This window comes from Burkholderia sp. AU33423, from assembly GCF_002223135.1.
GTDB classification, from domain to species: Bacteria; Pseudomonadota; Gammaproteobacteria; order Burkholderiales; family Burkholderiaceae; genus Burkholderia; species Burkholderia lata_D.
On the sequence record NZ_NKFH01000003.1, the window covers coordinates 114,342 to 139,977 of the forward strand.

At 61.6% G+C, this 25,636-nt stretch carries 21 protein-coding genes and 2 pseudogenes; 17 read left to right on the top strand and 6 right to left on the bottom strand.

All coding sequences use genetic code 11. The features are described 5' to 3' along the window. Both CFB50_RS02130 and CFB50_RS40475 read right to left on the bottom strand, forming a co-directional pair. Nucleotides 1-3,081, bottom strand: coding sequence for a type VI secretion system Vgr family protein (locus CFB50_RS02130; RefSeq protein ID WP_089444838.1), 3,081 nt, complete (start codon nt 3,079-3,081; stop codon nt 1-3). Nucleotides 3,082-3,603: 522 nt separating this feature from the next. Then, nucleotides 3,604-3,723 (bottom strand): annotated as a pseudogene (locus CFB50_RS40475) (DNA-binding response regulator); the annotation flags it as partial. Between the two features lie 476 nt (nt 3,724-4,199). Between CFB50_RS40475 and CFB50_RS02145 the strand changes: the two are divergent. Next, nucleotides 4,200-4,403: a hypothetical protein gene (locus tag CFB50_RS02145; RefSeq protein ID WP_011350748.1), complete on the top strand. Its 204-nt coding sequence runs from the start codon at nt 4,200-4,202 to the stop codon at nt 4,401-4,403. A gap of 59 nt (nt 4,404-4,462) precedes the next feature. Here CFB50_RS02145 and CFB50_RS02150 read toward each other — a convergent pair whose 3' ends face one another. Continuing rightward, nucleotides 4,463-5,263: a transporter substrate-binding domain-containing protein gene (locus CFB50_RS02150; protein ID WP_089444840.1), complete on the bottom strand. Its 801-nt coding sequence runs from the start codon at nt 5,261-5,263 to the stop codon at nt 4,463-4,465. Between the two features lie 322 nt (nt 5,264-5,585). On the opposite strand from CFB50_RS02150, the gene tssI reads away from it, so the two are divergent. The 13 genes and pseudogenes from tssI to CFB50_RS39865 all read left to right on the top strand — a co-directional run bounded on the left by tssI (nt 5,586) and on the right by CFB50_RS39865 (nt 19,637). Continuing rightward, complete coding sequence (tssI, locus tag CFB50_RS02155; RefSeq protein WP_089444841.1) at nt 5,586-8,765, top strand: type VI secretion system Vgr family protein; 3,180 nt, start codon at nt 5,586-5,588, stop codon at nt 8,763-8,765. Between the two features lie 37 nt (nt 8,766-8,802). Continuing rightward, complete coding sequence (locus CFB50_RS02160) at nt 8,803-13,407, top strand: RHS repeat-associated core domain-containing protein (RefSeq protein WP_256978714.1); 4,605 nt, start codon at nt 8,803-8,805, stop codon at nt 13,405-13,407. Nucleotides 13,408-13,528: 121 nt separating this feature from the next. Continuing rightward, a complete protein-coding gene (locus CFB50_RS38485) occupies nt 13,529-13,846 on the top strand; it encodes a hypothetical protein (RefSeq protein ID WP_144020622.1) in 318 nt (105 codons plus the stop codon). Nucleotides 13,847-13,930: 84 nt separating this feature from the next. Next, nucleotides 13,931-14,539, top strand: a pseudogene (locus tag CFB50_RS40610) (RHS repeat-associated core domain-containing protein); the annotation flags it as partial. Nucleotides 14,540-14,943: 404 nt separating this feature from the next. Then, entirely contained in the window at nt 14,944-15,270 is a 327-nt protein-coding gene (locus CFB50_RS02170) for a hypothetical protein (protein ID WP_089444842.1), read from the top strand. Between the two features lie 274 nt (nt 15,271-15,544). Next, entirely contained in the window at nt 15,545-15,910 is a 366-nt protein-coding gene (locus CFB50_RS02175; protein WP_089444843.1) for a hypothetical protein, read from the top strand. Nucleotides 15,911-16,175: 265 nt separating this feature from the next. Next, complete coding sequence (locus CFB50_RS02180) at nt 16,176-16,493, top strand: DUF7716 domain-containing protein (RefSeq protein ID WP_089444844.1); 318 nt, start codon at nt 16,176-16,178, stop codon at nt 16,491-16,493. Nucleotides 16,494-16,499: 6 nt separating this feature from the next. Beyond that, a complete protein-coding gene (locus tag CFB50_RS02185) occupies nt 16,500-17,030 on the top strand; it encodes a hypothetical protein (RefSeq protein ID WP_144020623.1) in 531 nt (176 codons plus the stop codon). A gap of 92 nt (nt 17,031-17,122) precedes the next feature. Then, nucleotides 17,123-17,704, top strand: coding sequence for a hypothetical protein (locus tag CFB50_RS02190; protein WP_089444846.1), 582 nt, complete (start codon nt 17,123-17,125; stop codon nt 17,702-17,704). A 102-nt stretch (nt 17,705-17,806) separates the two neighbouring features. Continuing rightward, nucleotides 17,807-18,067 carry a hypothetical protein gene (locus CFB50_RS02195; protein ID WP_089444847.1) on the top strand — a complete coding sequence of 87 codons (261 nt, stop codon included), beginning with the start codon at nt 17,807-17,809 and terminating at the stop codon, nt 18,065-18,067. Nucleotides 18,068-18,137: 70 nt separating this feature from the next. Continuing rightward, entirely contained in the window at nt 18,138-18,542 is a 405-nt protein-coding gene (locus CFB50_RS02200; RefSeq protein WP_089444848.1) for an Imm1 family immunity protein, read from the top strand. A gap of 22 nt (nt 18,543-18,564) precedes the next feature. Then, on the top strand, nt 18,565-18,933 hold the full coding sequence (locus CFB50_RS02205; protein WP_256978715.1) for an immunity protein Imm33 domain-containing protein: 369 nt from the start codon (nt 18,565-18,567) through the stop codon (nt 18,931-18,933). Then, nucleotides 18,930-19,637, top strand: coding sequence for a DUF7716 domain-containing protein (locus CFB50_RS39865; RefSeq protein ID WP_256978716.1), 708 nt, complete (start codon nt 18,930-18,932; stop codon nt 19,635-19,637). The genes CFB50_RS02205 and CFB50_RS39865 overlap by 4 nt, the downstream gene beginning before the upstream one ends. 72 nt (nt 19,638-19,709) lie before the next feature. On the opposite strand, the gene icmH is transcribed toward CFB50_RS39865, so the two are convergent. The 3 genes from icmH to tssJ form a co-directional block, all read right to left on the bottom strand. Further along, on the bottom strand, nt 19,710-20,492 hold the full coding sequence (icmH, locus tag CFB50_RS02215; protein WP_089444849.1) for a type IVB secretion system protein IcmH/DotU: 783 nt from the start codon (nt 20,490-20,492) through the stop codon (nt 19,710-19,712). Next, nucleotides 20,489-21,835 (bottom strand): type VI secretion system baseplate subunit TssK, encoded by a 1,347-nt coding sequence (gene tssK, locus CFB50_RS02220; protein ID WP_069246988.1) that lies wholly within the window; start codon nt 21,833-21,835, stop codon nt 20,489-20,491. Before tssK ends, icmH begins: the two co-directional genes overlap by 4 nt. A 103-nt stretch (nt 21,836-21,938) precedes the next feature. Further along, entirely contained in the window at nt 21,939-22,550 is a 612-nt protein-coding gene (tssJ, locus tag CFB50_RS02225; protein WP_069246989.1) for a type VI secretion system lipoprotein TssJ, read from the bottom strand. Between the two features lie 376 nt (nt 22,551-22,926). On the opposite strand from tssJ, the gene CFB50_RS02230 reads away from it, so the two are divergent. Genes CFB50_RS02230 through tssC form a run of 3 tightly spaced genes read left to right on the top strand, consistent with a single transcriptional unit; the run spans nt 22,927 to nt 25,633 of the window. Then, on the top strand, nt 22,927-23,565 hold the full coding sequence (locus tag CFB50_RS02230; protein WP_069246990.1) for a tetratricopeptide repeat protein: 639 nt from the start codon (nt 22,927-22,929) through the stop codon (nt 23,563-23,565). Nucleotides 23,566-23,611: 46 nt separating this feature from the next. Then, nucleotides 23,612-24,127, top strand: a complete 516-nt coding sequence (tssB, locus tag CFB50_RS02235; protein ID WP_027783377.1) for a type VI secretion system contractile sheath small subunit — start codon at nt 23,612-23,614, stop codon at nt 24,125-24,127. Nucleotides 24,128-24,142: 15 nt separating this feature from the next. Continuing rightward, nucleotides 24,143-25,633: a type VI secretion system contractile sheath large subunit gene (tssC, locus tag CFB50_RS02240; protein ID WP_011350759.1), complete on the top strand. Its 1,491-nt coding sequence runs from the start codon at nt 24,143-24,145 to the stop codon at nt 25,631-25,633. Nucleotides 25,634-25,636 lie beyond the last annotated feature (3 nt).

Sequence of the window (25,636 nt, forward strand, 5' to 3'; positions counted from 1 at the left end):
TTACGTCAGTTTGAGCGCGGGGGCTGCATTGCGCGCCGTCTGCGCCAGACTGCTGAGCTGCCGGGCGGTTGCCGTGAGCCGGCTCGCCTGTGACAACGCGGCTTGCGCGGCGGCCGGCAGCTGCCCGACGATGGCCTGCTGCGCGATGCCGGAGGCCTGACCGGCGATGGCGCTGGCCAGGGTGGGGGCGCCTTGCATGGCCTGGCTGGCGAATCCTGCCAATGGGCCGGCGGCGTTCGCTACGCCCGCTGCATTCGTCAACGCGCCGGCACCGGCTGCACTTGCTGCCGCGGGCAGCAAGCCGCCCAGCTGATCTTTGGCAATCGTCGCATCGGCGGCGCCGTTCTGCTGCGGCTGCGCTGGCCAGCGTTCGACGGGGAAGAGGCTGGCGTCCTGGTCCTGATCGCGTGGATCATGACCGAACTTCACTTGAGCTGCACCGGCTGGTAGTCCACTCACGATCATATGACCGCTGTTGTCGAGCGCGCCGCTCCTGAGCAAGCCGCCGCTTGCATCGAATACGGAGAACGTGCCGCCTTTCACTGGCTGGCCGTTGGCGTAACGATGCAGCAACTCCAACTGCCCCGGCTGATCCGGCCGCGGGCTCGGCAGCGGATACCCCATGCTTGCCGGCCCCGCGAACGTATGCGATGCACCCTTGATATCGATCTTCCCGGGTGCATGAACCTCGACGTTGCCATCCTTGATCCGGATATAGGCGCCACCGCTCGTCAGCAGAATCCCCTGATCGGCTGCGATCTCGATCTGCCCCGTCGCCGACACCACCTTCACCGCCTTCTGCGCGGTCACCTCGATATTGTCCGACTGCGCCTGGATCTCCACCTTGCCCTTGCCCGCGAACAGCTTCATCCCCGCGTTCTGCACGAACAGGCTCAGCTTCTGCCCGATGCTCCCGATCAGCGACTTGCCCGCCGCGACGTGCACGCTCTGCCCGCTCGCCACATTCACGTGATCGTTCGCGACCACATGCACCGACTGCTGCGTCGACATCCCGATCCCCGACGGGCTGCCGAACAGCATCACCGGCTCCTTGAACGCGTTTGCGTTACCCGTGCCACCGCCTGCCGTGCGCCCGCCCGACGCGCTGCCCGATGCGCTGTCCTGCGTCGCATCCGTGAACGCGCGCATCGTGTCCTGCGCGTCCTTCAGGCTTTCCGCCTGATGCTGCTCGCTCACGCCCGACATCGCCTCGACGAGGCTCTCGCCCGTCACGAGCTGCTGCTGTGCTTCCTTCACGTCGAGCGGCTGGCTGTTCGACGCCTTCGGATGCGTCGTCACGTACAGGCCCTGGCTTGCCCGCACCGCGCCATACGCATCGGAGCGCAGGTCGAAGCCGCTGCCGAGATACGACCCGCGCGAATTGCCGCTCTGGTCGATGATGTAGCCCAGATGCAGCAGGCTGTTCGCACTGCTGCTCATCAGCTGCACGCGGTTCTGCCCGGTCGCGTCGTCCATCACGAGCTGGTTGTAGCCGCCGCCGGAATACTCCTTCGACCGATACCCGGACAGGATCCCGTCGGTATGCCACTGCGGCTGGTTCGCGCCGTTGTACACGCGACCGACCGCGAGCGGCCGGTCGCAGTCGCCGCCGACGTAGTCGATCAGCACTTCCTCGCCGATACGCGGCACGTGCACGCCGCCGTAGCCGCCGCCCGTATCCGACTGCACGACGCGCACCCAGCACGACGCGTTCTCGTTGCCCGGATTCAACCGGTCCCACACGAACTGCACGCGGATCCGGTTCAACTCATCGGTATAGACTTCCTCACCCTGCGGCCCGACGACGATCGCCGTCTCGAGGTGCATCTCCGGCTTGTGATGCTCGAACGGGCTGCGATACGGCACGCTCACGCGTTGCGCTTCGACTTCGACGAGATAGAAACCGGCCGAATCGTCATCGTGCGACGGGGTGGTCGGCGTGTTGCCCGACCGATTCGTCCGCGCCTTGTCGATGTCGCGGTGCAGACTGTGCGGAAAGTCCTGCATGCGATTGGCAGGCAGGTTGTTTTCGATCCACCACGTCACCGAAATCGTCGCGAATTCGCGTTGGTCCGCCGGGTCGCGATCATGCACGGGATGACCCGACAGCACGAAACGCCGCCCTGCATCGATGGCCCGTGCGCCGCCGACGCCGTGGAACCGTTTGGCGCGCGATTCCCATTCTTCCATGCGGATGTGGGAAAGCCGGTCGCCATGCTGTTGTTGCTGGAAGGTGTACGCGCCGGTGTACTCGTAGATCTCGAGCTGATCGGGCAGTTCGCCCTGTCCGCCCATCGTCGGCAGCGACGTGCCCTTCGGATTCGACGGCTGCGAAGGATTCTTGTAGTCGAACGTGCGTGTCGTGTGTGTGACGCTTTGCAGGGTGCGTGTACCCGACCATTGCGTCAACCCGTCTGCTTCGATGCGGGTTCCGCCTCGGTAAAATGGAACCGTCGTTGGCGACAGCTCCGGACATGCTGCCAGCCTGTCGGTGATCACGAACGTGTGCGATTGTCCGTCGTCGGCCTGTTCCCAGTAACCGAACAGGCCTTCGCTCTCAAGCAGGCGGTGCACGAAATGCCAGTCAGTTTCGCTCTGCCGGGTGTACGACCGGTTCGGCAGTGTTTGCGACAGTGCGAACCGAAAACGGCCGCGCGCTTCCGAGTGTTGGTTCAGCACGTCGGATACGATGTCGTCGGCCGTCTTATCGATCCAGATCTTCTGATCGCGGCGGAATTTCAGCACGTGCATCCATGCTTGCAGCGTGATCTGATACGTCGTCAGCCCGCCATCCACGCCCAGCTGGCGTGCTGTGTAGACATAGCCATGGATGGGGCGATACTGCCCGTTTACCTGCGAAAGCCAGAGTGTGACGGGTTGCGCGATGAGCTTTTTCAGCTCGATGGCGTTGTCGGGCGATACCACGTCCAGCGTGAAAGCATAGTCGCGACCGATTGTCGATCGGCCGACGGCCCGGAGTACCGTCAGCGCGTTTGCACCAAGCGGTGTATCAAGCTTCAACAGCCGGTCCTGCTGAATCAGGCCGCCACGTAGCGCGGCAGCAAGGTTCTGCACGTTCATCGTAAGCCTTTCGTTATATTTGCAGCGCTCTCGGATAGCGTCTGAGGAATGCCCGCGCGATTTTACATCGGTTGCCGTGAGGTGCTTTAGCGAAATGCTGGCGCTGCTCCGGCCTGAGTTTTCTCGGACCACGGCATGCAACACACGATGGCACGTGCAACATCCCCATCGAACCGGATAGTCATCTCGTAGCGGTGTCGAGATATGTGTCGACGGATCTCTGCAAGGGCTTGTTATGCCGAGAGCGTAGCGTTTCACCGAACATCTTCCCCCATCGCCGCACCGCACTTCTTCGCGAGACCGTCCGAATCGAGGCACATCTCCCCATCGGCACGTGCCCTATAGATCGGCTTCATCGTGTAGCGGGTACCGCCGGGCTTGTCGCCGGTCGCGGGGACAAGGACCGTCGTCACATTCGATACCTCTATTTGCCACGTCGCGCTGATGGGCGTGCCGTAGCGCACCGTCGAGGACTCCGTGAGCAGGCGGAAATCGTGTTACCCGGCAGCAAGCAAACATCCATCACATCTGCCTGAACAACCCTGCATACGCACGACTGACCGGCAGCATCTCCTGCTGCCCGTGCACGCGAATCCGCAACCGCCCAAGCAGATCGCGCTCGACACGAATCACGATCACGCCACCGTCGATCGTATGGGGCGTGCTCGTCGGGATGACGCTCGGGCGCGCGGTGCACGTGGTCGTGCGCTGCATGCGCCATGCGAACGGATCGAAGCATGGGAGTTTCCCGTATTCGGTCGATTCGCGATGAAGGGGTGCGAAACGGCCGGCGAGCGGGCAACTGACGGCCTGACGGGCGACACGGCCCGTCTTCGCCAATCGTGGGGGCATCGAACCGAAAGCGGTGTGTGACGCGCCCCGTTTTCCTGTCACGGTCGCGTCATGGTGCGCCCATAACGTTGCACGTTCCCGTCGCGGCGGCACCGCCGGACCGGGAACGTGCGCAACCCGCTCGCGACGACGTGCCCGCGTCGCAGGTGGGGGCCGACCGGGATCTCGCTCCCGGCGGCGCAGCGGTCATGCATCGCGCCATTTCATTCGAAAATACGATCGACGACGGTTCGAACCGGACTGCGGACGATCAGGAGACAGGGACCATGCTGAGTCCGCATGAATTCTCGATGCTGTTGCGCGTCGCGCGTGCGCCGGACAGCGTCGATCCGTCGAATCCGGCCTTCGCCGTGCTGGTCGAGAAGCGGCTGGTCGACGATACGCAGGTACGCATGAATGCCGTGGCCGCGCGCCCGGCGCTGACACCGATCGGCCAGATGCTGCTCGCGCGCTTCGACGAAGCGGCTTGAAGGGACGCGTCACGCCTTCATCGAAACGACGGGCGTGACGCGTCGAAGCGCCGGGCCGCTTACTGTGCGACCGGCACGGTCACGTCGCTGCCGAACCAGTGCGTCGAGATCTTCTTCAGCGTGCCGTCCTTGCGCAGCGAATCGAGCGCGTCGTTGATCGCTTTCTCGAACTTCGGATTGCCCTTGCGGAACGGGATCGCCATTTCCTGCTTGCCGCCGTTCAGCACCGCGCCCGCGCGCAGCGGCAGGTTCGACGTCTTGATCATGTACGGCAGCATCAGGCGATCGTCGAGCGTCGCCTCGATCCGGCCGGCGGCGAGGTCGCGCAGCTTTTCCGGCGCGCCCGGATACGTCTGCACCTCGATGCCCGGCACGGTGCGCGCCATCTGGTCATAGTTGGTGCCGAGCGTCACGCCGAGCTTCTTGCCCTTGAAGTCGTCGAGCGACTTGAAGTTGCGCGAGTCGTCCTTGCGCTGGATCAGCTGGGCGGCCGAATACGTGTACGGCTCGCTGAAGTCGAGCACTTCCTTGCGCTGTGGCGTGATCGTGACCTGATTGACGATCACGTCGAACTTGCCGGCCTGCAGGCCCGCGATGATGCCGCTCCATTCGGTCGGGATGAACTGCGTCTTCACGCCGAGCTTGCCGGCGACCGCGTTCGCGATGTCGACGTCGAAACCCTCCAGTTGCCCCGACGTGCCGCGCGAGTTGAACGGCGGATACGTGCCTTCGAGGCCGACGCGCAGCACGCCGGCTTTCTTCACTGAATCGAGCAGGTCGTCCGCGTGCGCGGAGACCGCCGTAAAGCCGAGGGCCGACGCGAGCAGCAGGCCCGTCAGCAGGAACTTCGAACGTTTCATCGCAGATCTCCAGTGGTCAGCGTGGTGTGAGGTGAGCGCCGGCGCCGGGTGGGCGCGGCGGGCCGCAAGACGGGCACGTAGACACTACTCGCAACCAGGCCGCGCCGGAAGTCGAATTGGCCCTGATTGAAAGCGATTTCATCGATATGCCGGACGGCGGGCGTGATTGCCGTCCGCCAGCGTGACACGCGGGCTGATCGGATTCCGCTCGTTTAAATCAGGTCAGATTCGAGAGCGTGTGAAGTTTTGTCTGTAAAATCGCGCGAGCAAAATCGAATGCTCGCGCCATCCGAGGGCGTGTCAAAAAGAAAAAAGGCCGTTCATGAACATGCAGAACACAATCGCCGCGTTGCGCGGCGGATTGCTTCAGCAGGACCGGTTGCTGAAGCTCGATACGCCATTGGGGGCCAACGTCCTGACCGTTCAGCGGGCAGTCGGTCGCTCTCGTATCGGGCGCGCATACGAGTTCACGCTCGACGTGCTGTCGACCGACAGCGATGTGGAACTTAAAAAGCTGATCGCGCAGCCCGTCACGTTGTGGATCCAGCAGGGCGATCTCGGCTACCGGCCGATCAACGGCTACGTGCATACCGCGCGCCGGCTGGGCGCCGACGGCGGGCTCACGACCTATCAGCTCGCGTTCGCCGATTTCACCCACTTCCTGAGGTTTCGTCGCGATCAGCGGCTCTGGAACGATACGACCGTCGACCAGATCATCAGCGACGTGCTGAACCAGCATCCGCAGGCGCAGGGGCATTTCCGCTTCGCGCTGTCGAAGCCGCTGCCGAACCGGTCGTACACGCGCCAGCACGACACCGACTGGCATTTCGTGCACCGGCTGATGGAGAGCGAGGGGCTCTACTGCGCATGGCAGCAGGCCGACGACGGCAAGTCGCATACGCTCGTGATCACCGACAACCTGCAGGCGTTCGCGCCGCTGTCGCCGGAAACCGTGCGTTTTTATCGCGGCGACGCGGCTAGCGAACCCGACGCGTTCACGCAATGGTCGGGTACGCGCATGCTGCAGAGCGTGACGCGCACGACGCGCACGTTCGACTACAAGAATCCTTCGCAGCCGTCGAACCCGAAAGGCACGTCGCTGCCGACGATGGGCGGCCAGGGCGAGTTGCCGGATCAACTCGAAGTCTACGAGTACACGGGCGCCTACACGTATCTCGACCAGACGCGCGGCGACCATCTGACGAAGGTCAAGATGGAGGAGTGGGAGTCGCGGGCGAAGCGTTTCCATGGCGCAGGCGGGGTGCGCGCGATCGATGCCGGCCGGCGCTTCACGCTGGCCGATCATCCCGAGCACGATCGTGATCCCGCCGATCAGCGCGAATTCGTCGCGATCGAGGTGGCGTGGTGGATCGAGAACAATCTGCCTGTTGCAAGCGACAGCGCGGACTTTCCGTACAGCCTGCGCGAAGCGTTGACGCAGGCACAGGACAACTACGGTACCGATCCCGCGTTTCGCGTGCAGCACGACGACGGATCGGCCGGCTTCTATCTCGTCGAAGTCGAAGCGCAACGCGTAAGCGTGCCGTATCGCAGCCCGTTCGAGCATCACAAGCCGGAGATGCACCTCGAGACGGCGATCGTCGTCGGGCCGCAGGGCGAGGAAGTCTATACCGACGAGTTGAACCGGATCCGCGTGCAGTTCGTGTGGGACCGGTTGAATCCGGGCAACGAGAACGCGTCGTGCTGGGTGCGCGTCGTGCAGTCGGATACGGGCGGTGGCTACGGCGGCGTGCACGTGCCGCGCATCGGCGAGGAAGTGCTGATCGACTACGTCGGCGGCGACTGCGACCGGCCGCTCGCGGTCGGGCGCGTGTACAACGGCGCGAACCAGCCGCAATGGCATACCGACGGGATCCTGTCGGGCTATCGGTCGAAAGAATATTCGGGCAGCGGCTATAACCAGCTCGTGATGGACGATGCGACCGGCCAGAACCGCGTGCAGCTGATGAGCAGCTGCGCGAACAGCCTGCTGCATCTGGGCTACATCATCGACCAGAGCGGCAACTCGCGCGGGTCGTATCTCGGCAGCGGCTTCGACCTGCGCTCGGATGCGTATGGCGCGGTGCGGGCGAGCCAGGGCCTGTACGTGACGACGCACCCGAAGGCGGCGAACAGCCAGCCACTCGACGTGAAGGAAGCGCAGCAGCAGCTCGTGACGGGCGAAAGCCTCGTCGAGGCGATGTCGGGCGTGAGCGAGCAGCATCAGGCTGAAAGCATGAAGGACGCGCAGGACACGATGCGCGCGTTCACGGATGCGACGCAGGACAGCGCATCGGGCAGCGCGTCCGGCGGGCGCACGGCAGGCGGCGGCACGGGTAACGCGAATGCATTCAAGGAACCGGTGATGCTGTTCGGCAGCCCATCGGGGATCGGGATGTCGACGCAGCAGTCGCTGCATGTGGTCGCGAACGATCACGTGAACGTGGCGAGCGGGCAGAGCGTGCACGTTGCGGCGGGCAAGTCGCTGATCGGGAGCATCGGGCAGAAGCTGAGCCTGTTCGTGCAGAACGCGGGGATGAAGCTGTTCGCGGGCAAGGGCAAGGTCGAGATCCAGGCGCAGTCGGACAACATCGAGGTGACCGCGCAGAAGGCGGTGAAGGTGGTGTCGGCGACGGACCGGATCGAGATCGCGGCCGATCAGGGGATTCTGCTGACGAGCGGTGGTGGATATATCCGCATTCAAGGCGGGAACATCGAGATCCATACGCCGGGGGCGGTGGACGTGAAGGGTGCGTCGCATACGTTCGCGGGGCCGGCGAGCATGGGGTATCCGTTGCCGAGCCCGCGGCCGGATCAGCCGGGACAGTTGGAGTTGTTGCATACGTACGGGAACGGCCAACCGGTGAAGGGCGGTTTGTTCTCCGTGTTCGATGCGAATGGCGGGCTGTTGAAGAAAGGAGCGCTCGACAACAACGGGCACATGATCGTGAGCGGCCTGCCACCGGGGGCGGTGCAGGTGAAGTTCGGGGAGGATCCCCGCTCGCAGGATCAGCAGTCGAGCCGCTTCGACGTGGCGTCATGGCCGGCCAATCCGGCGCCGGCGGCAGGCGCCGCGGAAACCGCGCAGGCGCAGCTCGGCTCGTTTCTGCCGGCGGCAGGCGGTGCCGCCGGCGCGCTGACGGGCCTGGCCGGTGCGGCGACGCAAGGTGGCGCGGCGCTGGCGAAGGCCGCCGTTGGTCAAGGCATGGGCATGGCGCAGCAGGCGGTAGGCGGCATGTTGCCGGCGGGTGCGTCGAATGCACTGGGTGCGGCGAAAACGGTCGCGGGATTGGCGAGCTCGGCGTCGCAGGGCGGAGCCGCGTTGGCGAAGGCGGTGGCAGGCCAGGGCCTCGGTATCGCGCAGCAGGCTGCGGCCAATATGCTGCCGGCGGGGGCGCAGGCGGCGCTGTCGCAAGCGGGCCAGTTGAGTGCCGCCGCCCAGCAGGTCAGCGGTCTCGCGCAGTCGGCGCGTAGCGCCGCAGCCGTGCTGAAAATGAGCTGAGCGTCGCCCCTTTCACCTATTCGAGAACAGAAAAATCATGACCGCTGCGGGCGTCCTTCAACCCAAACCTACCGATGTGTTCGTGTCTCCGATCATGAAGATCACGGAGGCCGACGTACAAGCCGGCATCGATTCATTCGACAAGTGGCTGATCAAGGTCAGCGGCGGCGTCGTCAACGTCGGCCGGCTAAAGACGGTCGCGGAGAACGTGCCGGTCCTGGCCAATATCTTTGCGGCAGTCGATGCGGTGCTCGATATCAAGGCGATGATCGAGCATGGCGACAAACCGATCGACATGTTCGACTGGGTCAACCTCGGTCTCGACCTGATCGGGGTCGTGCCGCTGCCGCCGGCTACCGCCGAGCTTCGGCTTGGCGCGCGCCCGGTGCTGAAGCTGATTCGACAGAAGGTCGTCGAGAGTGGCAAGGCAGCGGGGGAGGCTGCCATGCTGGCGCTGCGCGATTCGATCATCTCGGCGATGGTGGCGAACGTGCAGGAGCGTTACGCGGGCGAGATCGAGAAATTCCTGAAGGTGATACGTGACGGGCTGAAGGAGTTGCTCGACCACTGCGCCAAATTCATCGGCGATCTGATGAAGGCGATTGCCGACGTGTTCGCACACGCGGCGGGGAAGAAGTACGAAGTCGGGCACAACGTGAAGTCGGCCGGGTCGCATCTGAAGGGTGTCGGGGCGGCTATCGTTGCGTATGACGGAAGGAAGATCCTCGACAATATCGGGGGATTCCTCTCGGATATTCGCAAGGTCGAGGGGAAGATCGCTATCAACACGGTGACCTCGGCCGCCGATTTGATCGACCCGAATTCGACGAAGAAGCTGCAGCTCTTCGCTGACGATATCTACAAGCGGATTCCGACGGTCCAGAAGTGCATTCGCGAGCTCGATGGGAACGATGCGGGCAAGATCGGATGGATCATCACGATCGGTGAAGACGGCATGCGCAGCTGGCGCAAGCGCAATCCGAAGCCGCAGACGACGGGGATTCAGGAACACAAGACGGCGAAGGTCAATGAGACGCGTGCGCAGCATCGAATTGACGAGGTTCAAAAAACCACTGAAGCGCATCATCCGGGGCCGAATTGCTGCCTGACACATACCCCGGTGAAGACGCCACCTGTCGCCACCCCGCGATCAATCGGATTCGCGCTCGGCGACGAGCAAATCAATCACGAAGATTTCACGATCGACGGGCCGTTGCCCATTGCCTGGCAGCGTACCTATCGATCGTTCTTCGACGCGAACGACGAGCATGGCGAACTGGGCGCACGCTGGATTACGCCATATACGACTCGTTTCGATATTGCTGCGGAAAAGCTCGTCTATCACGACGCCGCTGGACGAAGTATCGAATACCCGCTGCTCCGCGTCGGAAGTGCGCACGATGATCTTTCCGAGGGGCAAACGTTGTTGCGGCTGGACGAGCAGTGGCTGACGGTGACGCGCGGGCATGTGCTGCTCGAAGCGTACGAACGGCACGGCAACGTGTTCCGTCTCGCATTCGTCAAGGACCGTGCCGGCAATCAGGTGACGCTCGACTACGATGCGGAAGGGCGGTTGCATCGCCTGATTGCACCGCACGTTCAGGTTGCACTCCGACATGACGTGCGTGGGCGGATCGTAGGCGTTACTCATCATGATGCGCAGGGCGAATACATCGGCACACTTGCGAGCTACGAGTACGACGACCAGAACGATCTGATCGGGGCGACGGACCGCTACGGTAATCGCCGCGAATACCGTTATCGACACCACCTCGTGACGCGATATACCGATCGCACCGGCCGAGGTGTGAACCTCGAGTGGAACGGTGACGGGCCGAAGGCAAAATGCTTCCGCGAATACGCCGACGACGGCAGCGACGAGGTTCGCCTCGCGTGGCATCCGGACTTCCGGATGGTCAGCGTGACCGACGCGCTTGGCAATGTCACGCATCACTATTACGACAGCAAGGGTTATTCGTTCCGTGTGATTCATCCGGACGGTAGCGAAGAGTGGATGTACCGGGACGCGAACGACAAACTCGTTCAGTACATCCATCGTGACGGTACCGTCGAGCGCATGGAATACGATGCGCGCGGCAACTTCGTCCGCCATCAACGTACCGACGGCAGCGTGGTCGAGATGGCGTATGACCAGAAGGACCAGCTCGTCCGCGTGACCGATCCGCTTGGGCACCCGTGGCTGCGTGAATATGACGATGCGGGGAACATGGTTGCGGAGGTCGATCCGCTCGGCCACAAGACCGAGTACGCGTACGACGAGCGAGGGCTGCTTACCCGGATCAAGGATGCCAAGGGGGGCGCAAAAGCGCTGAAGTATGACGACGTCGGCCAGTTGATCAGCTATACCGACTGCTCGGGCAAGACATCGCAGTGGGCGTATGACGCCCAGGGTCGCCTCTCGGAAGCGAAAGATGCAGAGGGTGGGGTGACGGCATACCGTTATGGCGCGAATGGCCAGTTGATCGAAATCGTGTCGCCGGCGGGGCGCGAGCAGTTGAGCTACGACGCGGAAGGGCGTCTGCTGACCCATATTGATCCGCTGAACCGCAACACGCGTTACGGCTACGACGCGAGCGGGCGTATCAATATCCGCACCGATGCATTGGGGCAATCGCTGTCGTATCGCTATGACCGGCTCGGGCGGATCGTCGGGCTGACCGACCAGAATCACGCGAATTATACGTTCCGCTATGACGTAGCAGGCCGATTGATCGAGGAGATCGATTTCGACGGGAAGGCCACGCGCTATTCGTATGGCGAGGCGAGCAGCCGTCTCGAATCGGTCGACGAGGCGGGACAGGTCATGACGATGTCCCACGATCGCGGTGGACGGCTTGATGGCCGTTCGGTCGGCGAAGAGGCGGAGCGTTTCGCCTACGATCCGCTGGGACGATTGATCGAGGCCAGCAATCGATATAGCCGCGTTCAACGGTTCTTCGACCCGGTCGGCAATCTGGTGCGCGAGCATCACGCTTACGACCTGTTCGGCGCGAGCCGGAGTTTCGTGTGGCATCACCAGTACGACGAAATCGGCAACCGCATCAGAACGGTCCGGCCGGACGGCCATGCTGTCGACTGGCTCACATATGGCTCGGGACACGTCCACGGGCTGATGCTGGACGGCAAGGAACTCGTTCAGATCGAGCGGGACGATTTGCATCGCGAGACATTACGTACCCTGCCGAGCAAGATCGATCAACACACTGCATACGATCGCGCAGGCAGGTTGGCGCAGCGCACGGTACAGCGTGCGAATGCACCCGCGCCGCTGGCAGAGCACCGGTATCGCTACGACGCGGCAGGCCAACTCGTGCAGATTGAAGACAATCGCAGAGGGTTGACGGACTATCGTTACGATCCGGTCGGACGGTTGCTGGAGTCGATTGGTCCGGCGGGCAAGGAGCGGTTCGCGTTCGATCCGGCGAGCAACATCATCGACCCGGCACGTGTTGAAGCGCCTCGCACGGAGAGCCGGCCGAGTCCGGTACGTGCTACGGAGAGCACGTTCCCCGCGGAAGTGCCCAAGGTGTTGGGCAACCTGTTGAAGCAATACGCGGGGGAGCATTTCGCGTACGACGCGCGCGGCAATCTCGTTCATCGCAGATCGCCAGCGGGTGAGCAGCGTTACGAGTGGAACGCGTTCAATCGGATGACTGCAGCGACGGTTGACGAGGTCGCTCGCAGGAGCGAGTCGCGGTACTACTACGATGCGCTGGGGCGTCGGATTGCGAAAGAGGTGAATGGCGAGCGCACGGTGTTCGGGTGGGACGGCGATACGCTGGCGTATGAGAGCGGGGAGCAGGGCAGCACGCATTACCTTTACGAAGCGGGTTCGTTCGTGCCGATGGTGCAATACGTAAGTGCATCGGTAGACGGGTTCGAGACGCCGTCACGCCGTGAGACCGATCGCTATGTACCGGAAGACGATCCGTTGCAACGGTTGCCGGAGCGGGTGGGTGAGGCGCACGCGTTCTATTACCACTGCGACCAGATCGGCACACCGCAATTGCTGACGGATGACGAAGGCGATGTGGTGTGGGAGGCGTCGTATAAGGCGTGGGGGGAAGCGCGGGAGGTGATCGCGCGGGCGTCGAAGGCGGCGGGGATTACGCCGAGGAATTCGCTGCGGTTCCAGGGGCAGCAGGTTGATGATGAGACGGGGCTGCACTACAACCGATATCGGTACTACGATCCGAACAGTGGGCGGTTCGTCAGCAAGGACCCGATTGGGTTGGAAGGCGGACTGAATGCATTCCAGTACGCACCGAACCCGGTCGATTGGATCGACCCGTTAGGTTTATCCGGTCGAAAAGAACCTAAGCCGCGCATCGAAGACGGAAACAGTAAGGAAGGATGGCAGCATATTGACGAACGTCATATCAGTGGGACACACATATCGGGCGCAGGCGATCTATTTCCACCAAGTACGACCCGAGAAGAGCTCCAGAGTGTATGTGAGTGCTTGGTGAAGAACGGAACTCGCATATCTGATCCGAAGCGCAGAATTCAGACGTATGAAAAGAGAATGAAAGTAGGCGGAAAGAGGTCTCGAGTTAGAGGTACTTTTGATTCTCATGATGGAAACAGAACAATTACCGTTTTCCCGGTGGAGAGTGAATAGGATGCTTCAGTTTAATGTGGAGAGAATCGGTGAAGGTGATCCGTCTGGATTTGATTTGGGGGAGATGAGTTTTCGTTCTAATGGGAGGTGTATATCATCAAAGAGCGATGGGCGATTGAGGATGATGATCTATCTGTCAATGGTTGGGTTGATTGATTCATTGTTGGTTTTGGGTAAAAAAAGAAATGTCAATTTTGTGGCTGTTGATTCATCGTTCTCGGTTGTGTTTCGTGTAAGCGGAGGGGGGGTGTATATCGAATCGGCGGGAGAGCGAATGGGGCCTTTTTCGTCTGTTGAATTACTGAGATCAATTTGGGATGGGATTGTTGGGTTCGTTAATGGCGGTGGAGAGTTGGATGAGGAGGATTCGGTGTTTGGAGATTTGAATGGGGCGATTGATGATTTGAGGGGGGAAATTGAGAGATTGCAGAAGTCGTGAGGTGTAATTTGCGTGAATAAAATAATTATCCTGAAGGGTTTTTTGGCGGAAATTCGACGTATTCGTACTGCCGGTAGGTAGGGGCGGTACTACTACGATGCGCTGGGGCGTCGGATTGCGAAAGAGGTGAATGGCGAGCGCACGGTGTTCGGGTGGGATGGCGATACGCTGGCGTATGAGAGCGGGGAGCAGGGCAGCACGCATTATCTTTACGAAGCGGGTTCGTTCGTGCCGATGGTGCAGTACGCGAGTGCATCGGTAGACGGGTTCGAGACGCCGTCACGCCGTGAGACCGATCGCTATGTACCGGAAGACGATCCGTTGCAACGGGTGCCGGAACGGGTGGGTGAGGCGCACGCGTTCTATTACCACTGTGACCAGATCGGCACGCCGCAATTGCTGACGGATGACGAAGGCGATGTGGTGTGGGAGGCGTCGTATAAGGCGTGGGGCGAAGCGCGGGAGGTGATCGCGCGGGCGTCGAAGGCGGCGGGGATCGTGCCTAGGAATCCATTGCGGTTCCAGGGGCAGCAGGTTGATGATGAGACGGGGCTGCACTATAACCGGCATCGGTACTACGATTCACAGACGAGCAGATTCATATCGAAAGACCCCATCGGGCTCGCTGGCGGCATCAACGTCTATCAATACGCGCCCAATCCGGTCGAGTGGGTCGATCCGTTAGGGCTATCGAAGTCCGAGGCGGGCTGCACTTGCTCATGTGGCATCAATCCGGTGACGGGTAAGCCGAGAGGGACGCTTCGAAAACTGGCGCAGAAAATCCGCGAGGCGGGAAAGTTTAAGCCCGCCGTAAACCAAAGAACGATTGCAGTTGGTCAGGACGAGTCTGGCGGCTTGTTTGCTGGCAGTAGCAACGTTTGATGCCAGTCAACGAGAAATGGCCGATAGTCTTGGAATAAAGAGGGTTCCTACTTCTAAGAATAAGCATGCGGAAGAGAATTTGATGAATTGCGTCATGGGATTAAAATCGGTTGGAACGTCAAAGCGTGATCCTTGTGGACCTTCGGAGCATAATTGCGCCGGCCAGCTTGCCGACAAGGGTATTGATGTCGACAACTTACATTGAGGTGATATGAATGAGCGATTTTGAGTTCGAGATCTCGGTTGATCATGCCTTTGATCGGAGCGGCGGCAAGGCTGTTCTCATTAAATTCTCGGCGCCGGTGGTGGAGTTAAATGTGTATGTGTCGATCGTTGATGTGGGAAAGATCATCGATTTCGGAAGGCGGGGGAGCGACTATTCCTTAGTAGGGGAGTCGGCGAATAGTTCAGTTCATTGGAAAAGAGAGGACGGTGATGTATATGTGCTTGTTGGAGAAGATCAAGAGGTGTGGGATTTCTCGATCGTCATCAATGATGATTTGCTTGATCACGTGATATCGGAAATTGAAAAATTGTCCTGACGTTGTACAGGCTCCAATCTCAGCTGGCCAAGAAGGACGGAGGGCTGTCCCTTGGCAGCCCTCTTGATACGATGCAATCAGCGAAGCGGCACGGCGGGCGGGCATCATGAATCCGCTGCGGTTCGCCGGCTAGTACTTCGGTCGCGAAAAAACGAGGGTCGCGAGAGATTGTGCGACTGTGGCAAGGGGGGACCTGCGTAGTCCTTTCGTCCAGACCGGCAGCAAACGAAAGCATCGCGGACCAAGGCACGGCCAAGATCTACGAAACGATCCGATGCGAACCCTGATTTCGACATTGGTGACGATCCACTATTCCTCTCTCGACGCCGCGTTTCAGGCACACCCGGTCAGGATCGCTGACTGGGGGTACATGCGCTGTCGGGAAGCAGACCTGACCCCATCCGGCGTCGTGTTTTTCGACGATATCGAGGATCCCGGACCCTGTCGACGTGCCATATTCGCGGCAGAAAGCGGCGGTCTGATCGTGCTGACCATTCACGCTGCCTCGGTGGGAGACGTCGTCTTGTTTGCGTCCGACAGACGCATCGATTCCGCTCGGCATTGGCGTGCCGTGGCGCCGAACGAGTTCGCGCACTGGATTGAAGTTTTTGACTTCGTGTATTTCGGGGAGCCGATATAAGGTCGCTTTGCCAGGGGGCGTTCGGTCCGTCGCATTACCCGCGCCACCAGCTTCGTCAACCGAGAAATTCGACCACCGGCAACTTGACCAGCAACAACTGCGGGCGAATCTCACCGGTACGAAATTGGCATAATCACGGCTCGCTGCACGAGCGCGACAGTAACCACGCGCTTGTGCCGTCACGTAATCGGAGGCGGAGAAGGAGGCGATTCGCCCCCTCTATCCAGCCCTCGGCGCATTTGCCCCAGCTACAACCGCACCACCCATGTTGACCACTTCCGTGACTGAAGCATCGCTGAAACACATCCTCGAACGCCCGGGCGACTTCGCCGGTTGGCTCTACTTGCCACCCATGCCGTGGACGCTCGATACCGAAGGTGTGTTCTCCGAAGACACCAAGGATGCGGGCGACGACGCTGTACCTGCCATCGCGAATCAACCCGGCTGGCGGATCACCTTGGACAGCGCGACGATCGAGGACATCGTGATCAACGCCCACGACCAGGTTGACGAACCGAGCGTTGTGCAATTGCTCGACGCGTTCGTCTTCTACGTAGAGAACGATGCATTTATCCTGTTCTGACGAGACGTGAACAGAACGACGGGACGGCACTCCGCTCCCGTACTTCGTCCGACATGCCGTCACCCGATGGGAATCGGTGACGTGCGGTTTTTTGGCGAGAAAGCGATGACGATCCCCGACGACGTGCGCATCTATTTGTCGAAACAGAGCGGTAACGTCGAACGTGACGACCCGCGGGGCGTCCTCAACGCGCTCGACCGTCTCGGGATCGAACACGACACCGAATTCGCGGCTTTCTATCTCGCGTACCAGGGTCCATTCGTCAGCCCGCGTCCAGTTGCCGAGTTGTGGGATCTGCTCGATTGCTCGGGTATCGTCGCGTCGCTCGATTACGTGCGGGATCGATACGGGTTTCCCGATCACCTGTTGCCGCTGACGTCGGATGAAAGCGAGGGCATGTACTTGTACGATGCGCTGTCCGGTGCGGTTCACGATTACGATTTGGCCGCACATTCGCACTTCATGGCCGGCAAAATCGACGCACGCTGGGCCTCGTTCTCGGTATTCCTGAAGTGGTATTTTGACGATGCGGCGTGAACGTCGGATCGGCGAGAATCGATGCGTATTCGATGCGATACCGGCATCGTTCGCAATCGATTCGGCAAGGCGCGAAGTCAACAGGAGGCACGATGCGCGATCGGGATCTGAAGCAGTTCGTCGTCGAAATTCGTGACACTGTCGATGCGCACGCAAGCATTGGCGCACGTGCGCCCGACAATGCAACGCACGCGAAATCCCTCTCCGTCAGCTCTGAAACGGCCGCATGGTTCAACGCCCTCGACAATGTCGACCTGTCGATTCCCTGGACCGCTGATGACCTCCTGTTATACGGCAACCAGGCGAGCCTCACGATCGGGCAGACCGGTTATCGTGTCGACGCATCGGGCCGTCGGCTGTCCGGATGGCACGACGACTGGATCGTGCTGGGTCAGATGGGCGGCGATCCCGTTATCGTCGTGCCGAACGGCGATGTGCTGTTTGACCGCCACGGCGCGGGCGCCTGGACACCATTGCGCGTCGCTCCATCCGTCACGCATTTCGCGCACGCGTTGTGGATCTGGTGCGATCTGTACGTCGGGAAGTATTCGCGCGATATCTTCGACGACTCGTATGAGATCCGACCAGAATTCCTTGAGGAGATCCAGTCGAGGATAGGTGAGGCACTGCCGGATGCGGACGCGGCGGTTTTTATGAAGATGATCGAGGGGTGATTGCAGGCGAGTAGTGTCAGGAAATTAGATGGCCACGACACCGATAGCCTTGCGGACACCAGTTGTTGACCGTAACCCGGCCCCACGCGCGGCGAGAATGAGATGCACAACTTCGACCAAGAGTACGACCTGATCTACGTCTACGCAGGCAGCTCCGGCGACGTACCTGTTCACGAAGAGCTTCCCGCGCGCCAGGTCGAGCCGGGTGTCTACAAACTCCTGGCGTCACCCGGTCTCACGTTGAATCTCGCGAAGGGCAATCTCGTCCGCACCAACGCGTGCCGCTCGCCGAACGTGACCATGAGCGTTCAGTGCCAGGCGAATGCTTGCGCGCGATTTGAGGTACAGCGGCTTCCGAGCTAAAGTCGATTGAACGACGGATCAGGTCGGTCAACGTAACGCATCCATTTGACCAGGCAGCGAAGGCCATCGAATGCGAACCACGAAAGTGATCGAGGAAACCTATATCGGCAACCGCTCGCACGTGACGGAAGCGCGATGCGACAGCGTCGCGCAAGCCATCGCGGCAGTCGACAGGCTGAACGGTCGCGATCGCTCGACAGTCGCATTCGAGTCGAGCGATGGCGTGGTGATGACAATTGGCGGAGGTAACGACGGGCGGTATGTCGTATTTATCGCATCGAGCCTCGATGCCGTGTTGCTGAACCTGACGACACCCGAGGCACCGATGGAAGAAACGATCGAACTCGTTGCCGGCGGCCAGCGCGGCAGCTACCCGACGCGGGAATGTGTGGATCGCGTGAAGGCAGCGAAAGCGGTCGCCTATTTCGTATCGTCCGGCCGGGCCGATCCGCAGCTATGCTGGCAAGCTGGTTAGTGCGCCACAGGACGGGAAGAGCATGACGAACATGACAGACGATCCGGTTGGGCTGCGTGCCCGTCAGGAAGCCATTTGTGCGCGATACAACCTGCCAGTCGTCGAACCTGATGACATGGTCGCCGTCGCCATGTCGACGCTCGGGAAAGCACCCGTCCATGGCACGCGCATCACGCTGTCCGAAGGACGGAACGTGAGCTGGTTCTTTCATTGCGGCGAATACTCGGATGCCGACGATTTTTATCAGCCGCTGCACGCCACGCATCTGCCTCAATTCCTGCCGCTGGTCTTGCCTTATTTGATGCTGCCGGCAGGCGTACGTTTCATCATCGACGACGCCGGCTATGAGGACATCTGGATGGATCATCCCGGCAACGAGGCGTCGCAGTGAGTGCGCGGCAAACCCTCCGCAAGGCATTGATGCTGCTCGATCGCGGCCTGAGAGATCGCGGCGAAGCGGCACTGTGTCTCGCGCTGGCCGAGGCCGAGCAGGAAGGCGATCGCGTTGCGCTCGCGCAGTCGCTCGTCGCCCTTGGGGAACTGATGTGTGAAACGTCACGTGGTGTATCGGCACGGCCGTTCCTGGAGAGGGCGCTTGCGGCAGCAAGCGACACCGATGTCGGCACGCTGGCGATCGAGCGTGACAAGGCAGAGCAACTGCTCGCGCGTATCGAGTGCGAACGTATCGGATTGCGGATTCGTGGCCCGGAAGATTTCAAGAATAGAACTTTCCAGCTAGCCGAATTCATTGCCGTTGTCCGTGCGAAGGCGGAGCGGCGGGCGGGCTACGATCCCGCGTGGCTATATGATGTTTACGGAAAGGACGGCGACGCGGAGCTGTGTCCGCAACAGACGATTTTCATCGGAGATACGGTACAGGTCGACGATGAGGATCGCGAGATCTACCCCGAGAGGGTCACCGAGCTTGGTTACGTATTCCAGTACGCGTGCGAGCACTTTCAGGACGTCGTCGATCTGGCCTATCGTCAGAAACCGGACGCATCGATCGAGGAGGTCGTTCGCTGCCTCAATCATTTCGATCGCTACGACGACTTCCTCGATCTGGGCCCGAACGGCATGCAGTCACAAGCATGACTAAACCGGATGCCGCAATGAAGAAGGACCGCTTGGCGGTCCTTCTTCATCGTGAAGCGTTGCCCGAGCCCCTCAAGGCAACGAAATCGTCAAATTAGCCGACTCCGGCCCGACCTTGATCACCTGCGAATAAGGCGCCAGCGCCTGCAGCGTCTTGTCCTTGAGATACGTGTTGAGCCCGAGATATCCGAGCAGTGCAACCAGCGCAAAAACCGCCCCAATCGCCCAAACCGGCACCTCACGCTTGAGTCGATGTGCGATCTGATCCGGCAACGGCCAATGCGGCGCAAACGCCGCCCGCTTGCCCTTCATATGCGCGATCTCATCGCCCAGCCGCGCGGTGAGGTAGGCCAGCTTCTCCGGCCCTTCCAGCAGATACTTCCCCTGGAACCCGAGCAGCAGGCACATGTGAAACACCTCGAGCGACTGCAGCCGCGCCGCACCCTGCGCGCGACATTCCTCGAGATACTGGTAGAACTTCTCGCCCGCAAGCTGCTCGCCGAACAGCACGAGCTGCAGCGGCCGGCGTTCCCAGTCCGTGCGGATCTTGAACTGCGACGACAGCACCATCTCGTCGATCGCCGCGCAGAATGCGAACTTCGCGCCGTACACGTCTTCAGCGGCGATATTCAGCTTCTTCGCGCCGCGCTCGAAGTCCGACAGGAATTCCTGGATGCGCGTGCTGAACTCGCCCGCGCTCTCCGGCTCCCGCCCGTTCTTGAGCAGGAACAGCATGAAGAACCCGTCGTAAAGCAGGTCGAGCAGCGAACGGGCCTGGAACGAGGCGTCGGTCGACGCCGGCGTATGCAGGGGGGCCGGCGCGTTGTCGCCGAACAGGGAAGGCGCGTAGCTCATGATGTGACCGCGATCAGTTCGAATTTCAGGTCATTGATGCCAGTCGGCGCGTAGATCATCGCGGACTGGGCCTGCAGCATGCGCTCGTACAGCGGGCTACGCGAATCGAGCGCGAAGTAGCACGCCCCGGGGCGCACCGGAATCGCGGGCGGCACCTGCGGCGTGTACGAGAGCCGCACGCCGGGCATGGCCGACAGCACGAGCTTGTCGACGTCGTCGGGCGCACCGACCTTGAAGCGGGCCGGCACCGCATCGACGAGCTCGACGCTCGGCATGTCCGCGGACACCGCCAGGTAGAACTCGGTCTTGTCGTCGATCTTGCCGGAATCGAGGCGGCCGAGGTGGAATGACGGGCGCACCTCGTCGAGCGTGATCGCGAAGTAGCGCGTCGAGATCACGGTGTCGAGCAGCTCGCGCAGCATCAGGTCGAGACGCGCGAAGCTCGGGCCCGGATCGTCATGGCGGTACACCGGCAAATCAGCCAGCGTATAGCCCTTCGAGAACGTCATCAGTTGGCCTGCGAGGCGCAGCAGTTCCTGGAACAGCCGCTCCGGATGCAGCGCCGAATGCTGGTGCAGGTGCGCGAGCGTCGCGAACGCGGCGTTCGCGGTGTGCAGCAGCCAGAACGACGCGATGTCGCCCGAGCGGAACTCGATGATGTTCTTCGACGGCTCGCGGTGGAAGCCGTACAGCGCGTTCACCTTCGCCTGCAGCGCGTCGACGAGCTGGCGCAGCCGCTGGTGGAGGATCGGCGACGCGTCGATCGCGAGGCACGGCGGCACGAAGCTGTCGTCGATCTCGAAACCGGACGTCGCGGTGCGGCGCACGCGCACGAGCGGCACCGACAGCAGCTGGTCGCGCGGTTCGCTGTGCGCGATCAGCTTGACCTGCGTCTTCAGGAACGTGATGTCGGCTTCGGCGGCGTCGGTGAAGTTGTCGCCGACGCTCGCCTGCTCGCTGACGAAGCGCGTCATGAAGCCGGCGGCCGGATCGTCGCTGTAGTTGGTGCCGTTCTCGCGCAGCGGGTGCAGCGCGAGATAGAACACGAATTCGTTGATGCCGTCAGGCAGCGTGTCCAGCGCGATCGGCGGCGGCAGGTCGTCGGCCTGCGGCGCGGCATACAGTGCGCCGTCCGGGAACACGAGCGCAAGCTCGGCCACCCGCAGCACGTTGCTGCCGAGCGCATCGCGGTCGATGCGCACCGAGCGCACGCCCCAGTTGTACGGCTGGATCGCCTGGATCGATTCGAACAGGCGCGCTTCGTGGTACGCGTCCTGTCGCTGAAAGTGTTGAGGCCGGAGGAACAGCCCTTCCCCCCACAGCACCTTGGCCGAATAACTCATGTCAAATCCGGTTAATGTCGCGTTGCGATGTAATCGATTTGTTCGTGCCCGAATTAAATCGCCAATTGTTAACTCTTGTTAATTGACATTCGTGCGTCATTGTTTAACCGCAGGAGACCGAAGAAAGCAAATTCAGCGGTTGTGAAGGCGCACCCTGTTGCGGTGCGATGACAGTGCCGTCGGTGACCGTCATCGCGCAATTATGCAGGCCGATGATTATGCCGGATTTCTCCGACTTCGCCGGGTCGAACGTCAGTTTCCATCGTTGGAGTGCGGGATCGCGGAACAGCGCGACGATGCCGAATGCCTGCGCCTCGCGCGAAACCTTCTCGGTCGCCGTATAGCGCTGGCCCGGAATCAGCGTGATTTCACGCACGTTCAGCAGATCGGCACCCAATGCGGCCTTTTCCTTGGTCGGATCCGTGAATGCGTCGAACGGCGCCTGCTGGAACGACGTCGGGTCCTTCAGCGTATAGAGGCGTACGACGAGCGCGAGCGGCTTGTGGTCGGTCGCGGCATTCAGGTTCGGCGCGGCGGCCAGCGTGATGCCGAGGTTGCGCGGCGGCTTCTGCGCGTCAGGTACCTCGGGCTTGCCGATACCGGCCGCGGACATCACGGCGCTCGCGGCCGAGCCGAGCAGCGGGGCGGCCGCGCATCCGGCCAGGAGGGCGCAGGCAACCAGTGGCAGCGCGTAGCGAATCATCAACGATCTCATCGTATTTCCGGCGGGCTGCCTTTTATCCCTGTCAAATCTGCCGGGTATTTCCGCGTTCGCTGCGTGTCCCCGGCATTGCACTGTTCAACTATTAAGCACGTCCGCGTCGAGGCAGGCGTCCGGAAATTTTTTCCGCCATCCGGGCGGCGCGTCGTGCAACCAGTAAAACTTGCCCATTCCGGCCGCCAGAAAAAATCGCTGCGAGCCCGCTGCGAGAGGCCATTGGAGGGGGTAGCGCCCAGTTTTAAAAGGAATTACTCTTCACACGACGATTGAATTATGAAAAATTGATCGGTACTATACCCGCGCGCTTCTTGCAAAGCAAAAGAACCAGATTCTCAACGATTTTAAAACTCACGCGCCGGTGGATATAACGATGAAAGACCGTCTCTTCGCAAAACTGTCTGGGGTAGTAGTGGCTTGCGGCGTGATCGCCGGCTGTGCGAGCCAGCCTCCGGCGCCGCCGACCGCCGAAGTGTTCAACAAGTCGCTGGCGGATGCGGACGCAGTTGCGAAGGCGGGGGACCAGGACAAGGCCCTCGGCCTGTACCAGCAGCTCGCGAAGTCGGATCCGACGCGCGAAGAGCCGTGGTCGCGCATCGCGCAAATCCAGTTCGCCCAGAACCATTACGGCCAGGCAATCGTTGCCGCGCAGGAAGCGCTGCAGCGCGACGCGACCGACCGCCAGGCGAAGAGCGTGCTGGCCGTGGCCGGCCTGCGGATCGCGACGCAGTCGCTCGGCGAGCTGCGCCAGGATTCGTCGCTCGCGGGTGACGCGAAGTCGGATGCGCAGGCGCTCGCGAAGCAGCTGCGCGACACGCTGGGTGAATCGGCGCTGTTCCCGCCGGAAACGACGACCCGCGCCACGGGCCGAGTCAAGAAGGGTCGTACGGTCGTCCATACGAAGAAGGCCCAGACGCAGACCGCCGAATCCAACGTTGCGCCGCCGCCGACCAACACGTCGTCGGGCGGCGGGGCGAAGGGCGGTGACCCGTTCGGCGCACTGCGCAACTGACCGCAAGACTGACGCGATAACCACAACTAACCTGGGAGCCGTCGAGATGGCCAAGAAAGAAAGCATTCAGAAAAGCTTGCAGAAAATACGGCCGCCGCGCGTCCAATTGACCTACGAGGTCGAAAAGGGCGATGCGATCGAGGTGAAGGAACTGCCGTTCGTCGTCGGGGTCGTCGGCGATCTGGCGGGCCAGTCCGAAATCGAGCAGCCGAAGCTGCGCGACCGCAAATTCGTCAACATCGATCGCGACAATTTCGACGACGTGATGAAGGCGATCGAGCCGCGTGCCGCGTTCCAGGTGGAAAACCGCCTGAGCCCGGAAGGCGGCAAGTTCGCGGTCGACCTGAAGTTCCGTTCGCTGTCGGATTTCAGCCCGGACGAAGTCGTCGAACAGGTCGAGCCGCTGCGCCGCCTGCTCGAGGCGCGCTCGAAGCTCGCCGACCTGCGCAACAAGCTCGCCGGCAACGACAAGCTCGAGGATCTGCTGTCCGAGGTGCTGAAGAACACGCAGCAGCTGCAGGAGCTCGCGAAGGGCACGGGCAGCGACAAAGACGGCGAATGACGACGGAGTGTTGAGATGAACCAGCAAACGGCTGCGGCCCAAGCGAGCGGCGCGGACTACGCCGCCGGGACCTCGCTGCTCGACGACATCGTCGAGAAGAGCAAGGTCGCGAAATCCGATTCCGAGCATGCGCGTGCGAAGGACCTGATCGGCGAACTCGTGCACCAGGTGCTCGACGGCACGGTGATCGTGTCGGACAACCTGTCGGCCACGATCGATGCGCGCGTCGCGGAACTGGACCGCCTGATTTCCACGCAGCTTTCCGCGGTGATGCACGCGCCGGAATTCCAGCGCCTGGAAAGCACGTGGCGCGGGATGGACTACCTGGTCAAGGAAAGCAACACCGGCCAGACGATCAAGATCAAGGCGCTGCACGCACCGAAGCGCGACCTCGTGCGCGATTTCAAGGGCGCGAGCGAGTTCGACCAGAGCGCGCTGTTCAAGAAGGTCTACGAAGAAGAATTCGGCACGTTCGGCGGCTCACCGTTCGGTGCGCTGATCGGCGATTACGAGATCTCGCGCCAGCCGGAAGACATGTACTTCATCGAGCAGATGTCGCACGTCGCGGCGGCCGCGCATGCGCCGTTCATCGCGTCGGCATCGCCCGAGCTGCTCGGCCTCGAGTCGTTCTCCGACCTCGGCAAGCCGCGCGACCTGGGCAAGGTGTTCGATACGGTCGAATATGCGAAGTGGAAGTCGTTCCGCGACGCCGAAGATTCGCGCTACGTCGGCCTGACGCTGCCGCGCTTCCTCGGCCGCCTGCCGTTCAATCCGAAGGACGGCCAGACCGCGGAGAACTTCAACTTCGTCGAGGACGTCGACGGCACCGACCACGACAAGTACCTGTGGTGCAACGCCGCGTGGGCGTTCGCGGCGCGCCTGACGGCCGCATTCGACGACTTCGGCTGGTGCGCGGCGATCCGCGGCGTCGAAGGCGGCGGCCTCGTCGAGGACCTGCCGACCCACACGTTCAAGACCGACGACGGTGAAGTCGCGCTGAAGTGCCCGACCGAAATCGCGATCACCGATCGCCGCGAGAAGGAGCTGAGCGACCTCGGCTTCATCCCGCTCGTCCATTGCAAGAACTCAGATTACGCCGCGTTCTTCGCTGCGCAGTCGGTGCAGAAACCCAAGAAATACAGCACCGACAGCGCGAATGCGAACGCCGTCCTGTCCGCCCAGCTTCAGTACATCTTCTCGGTATCGCGCGTCGCGCACTACCTGAAGGCGATGATGCGGGACAAGATCGGCAGTTTCGCATCGGCGCAGAACGTGGAGACTTTCCTCAACCGGTGGATTTCGCAATACGTCCTGCTCGACGACAACGCCTCGCAGGAACAGAAAGCGCAATTTCCGCTGCGCGAGGCATCCATACAAGTGTCAGAGATTCCGGGCAAGCCGGGCTCGTATCGTTCGGTCGCGTTCCTGCGCCCGCACTTTCAGCTCGACGAACTCTCGATTTCTCTGCGACTTGTCGCTGATCTGCCCAAACCGGCAAATTCATAAGCG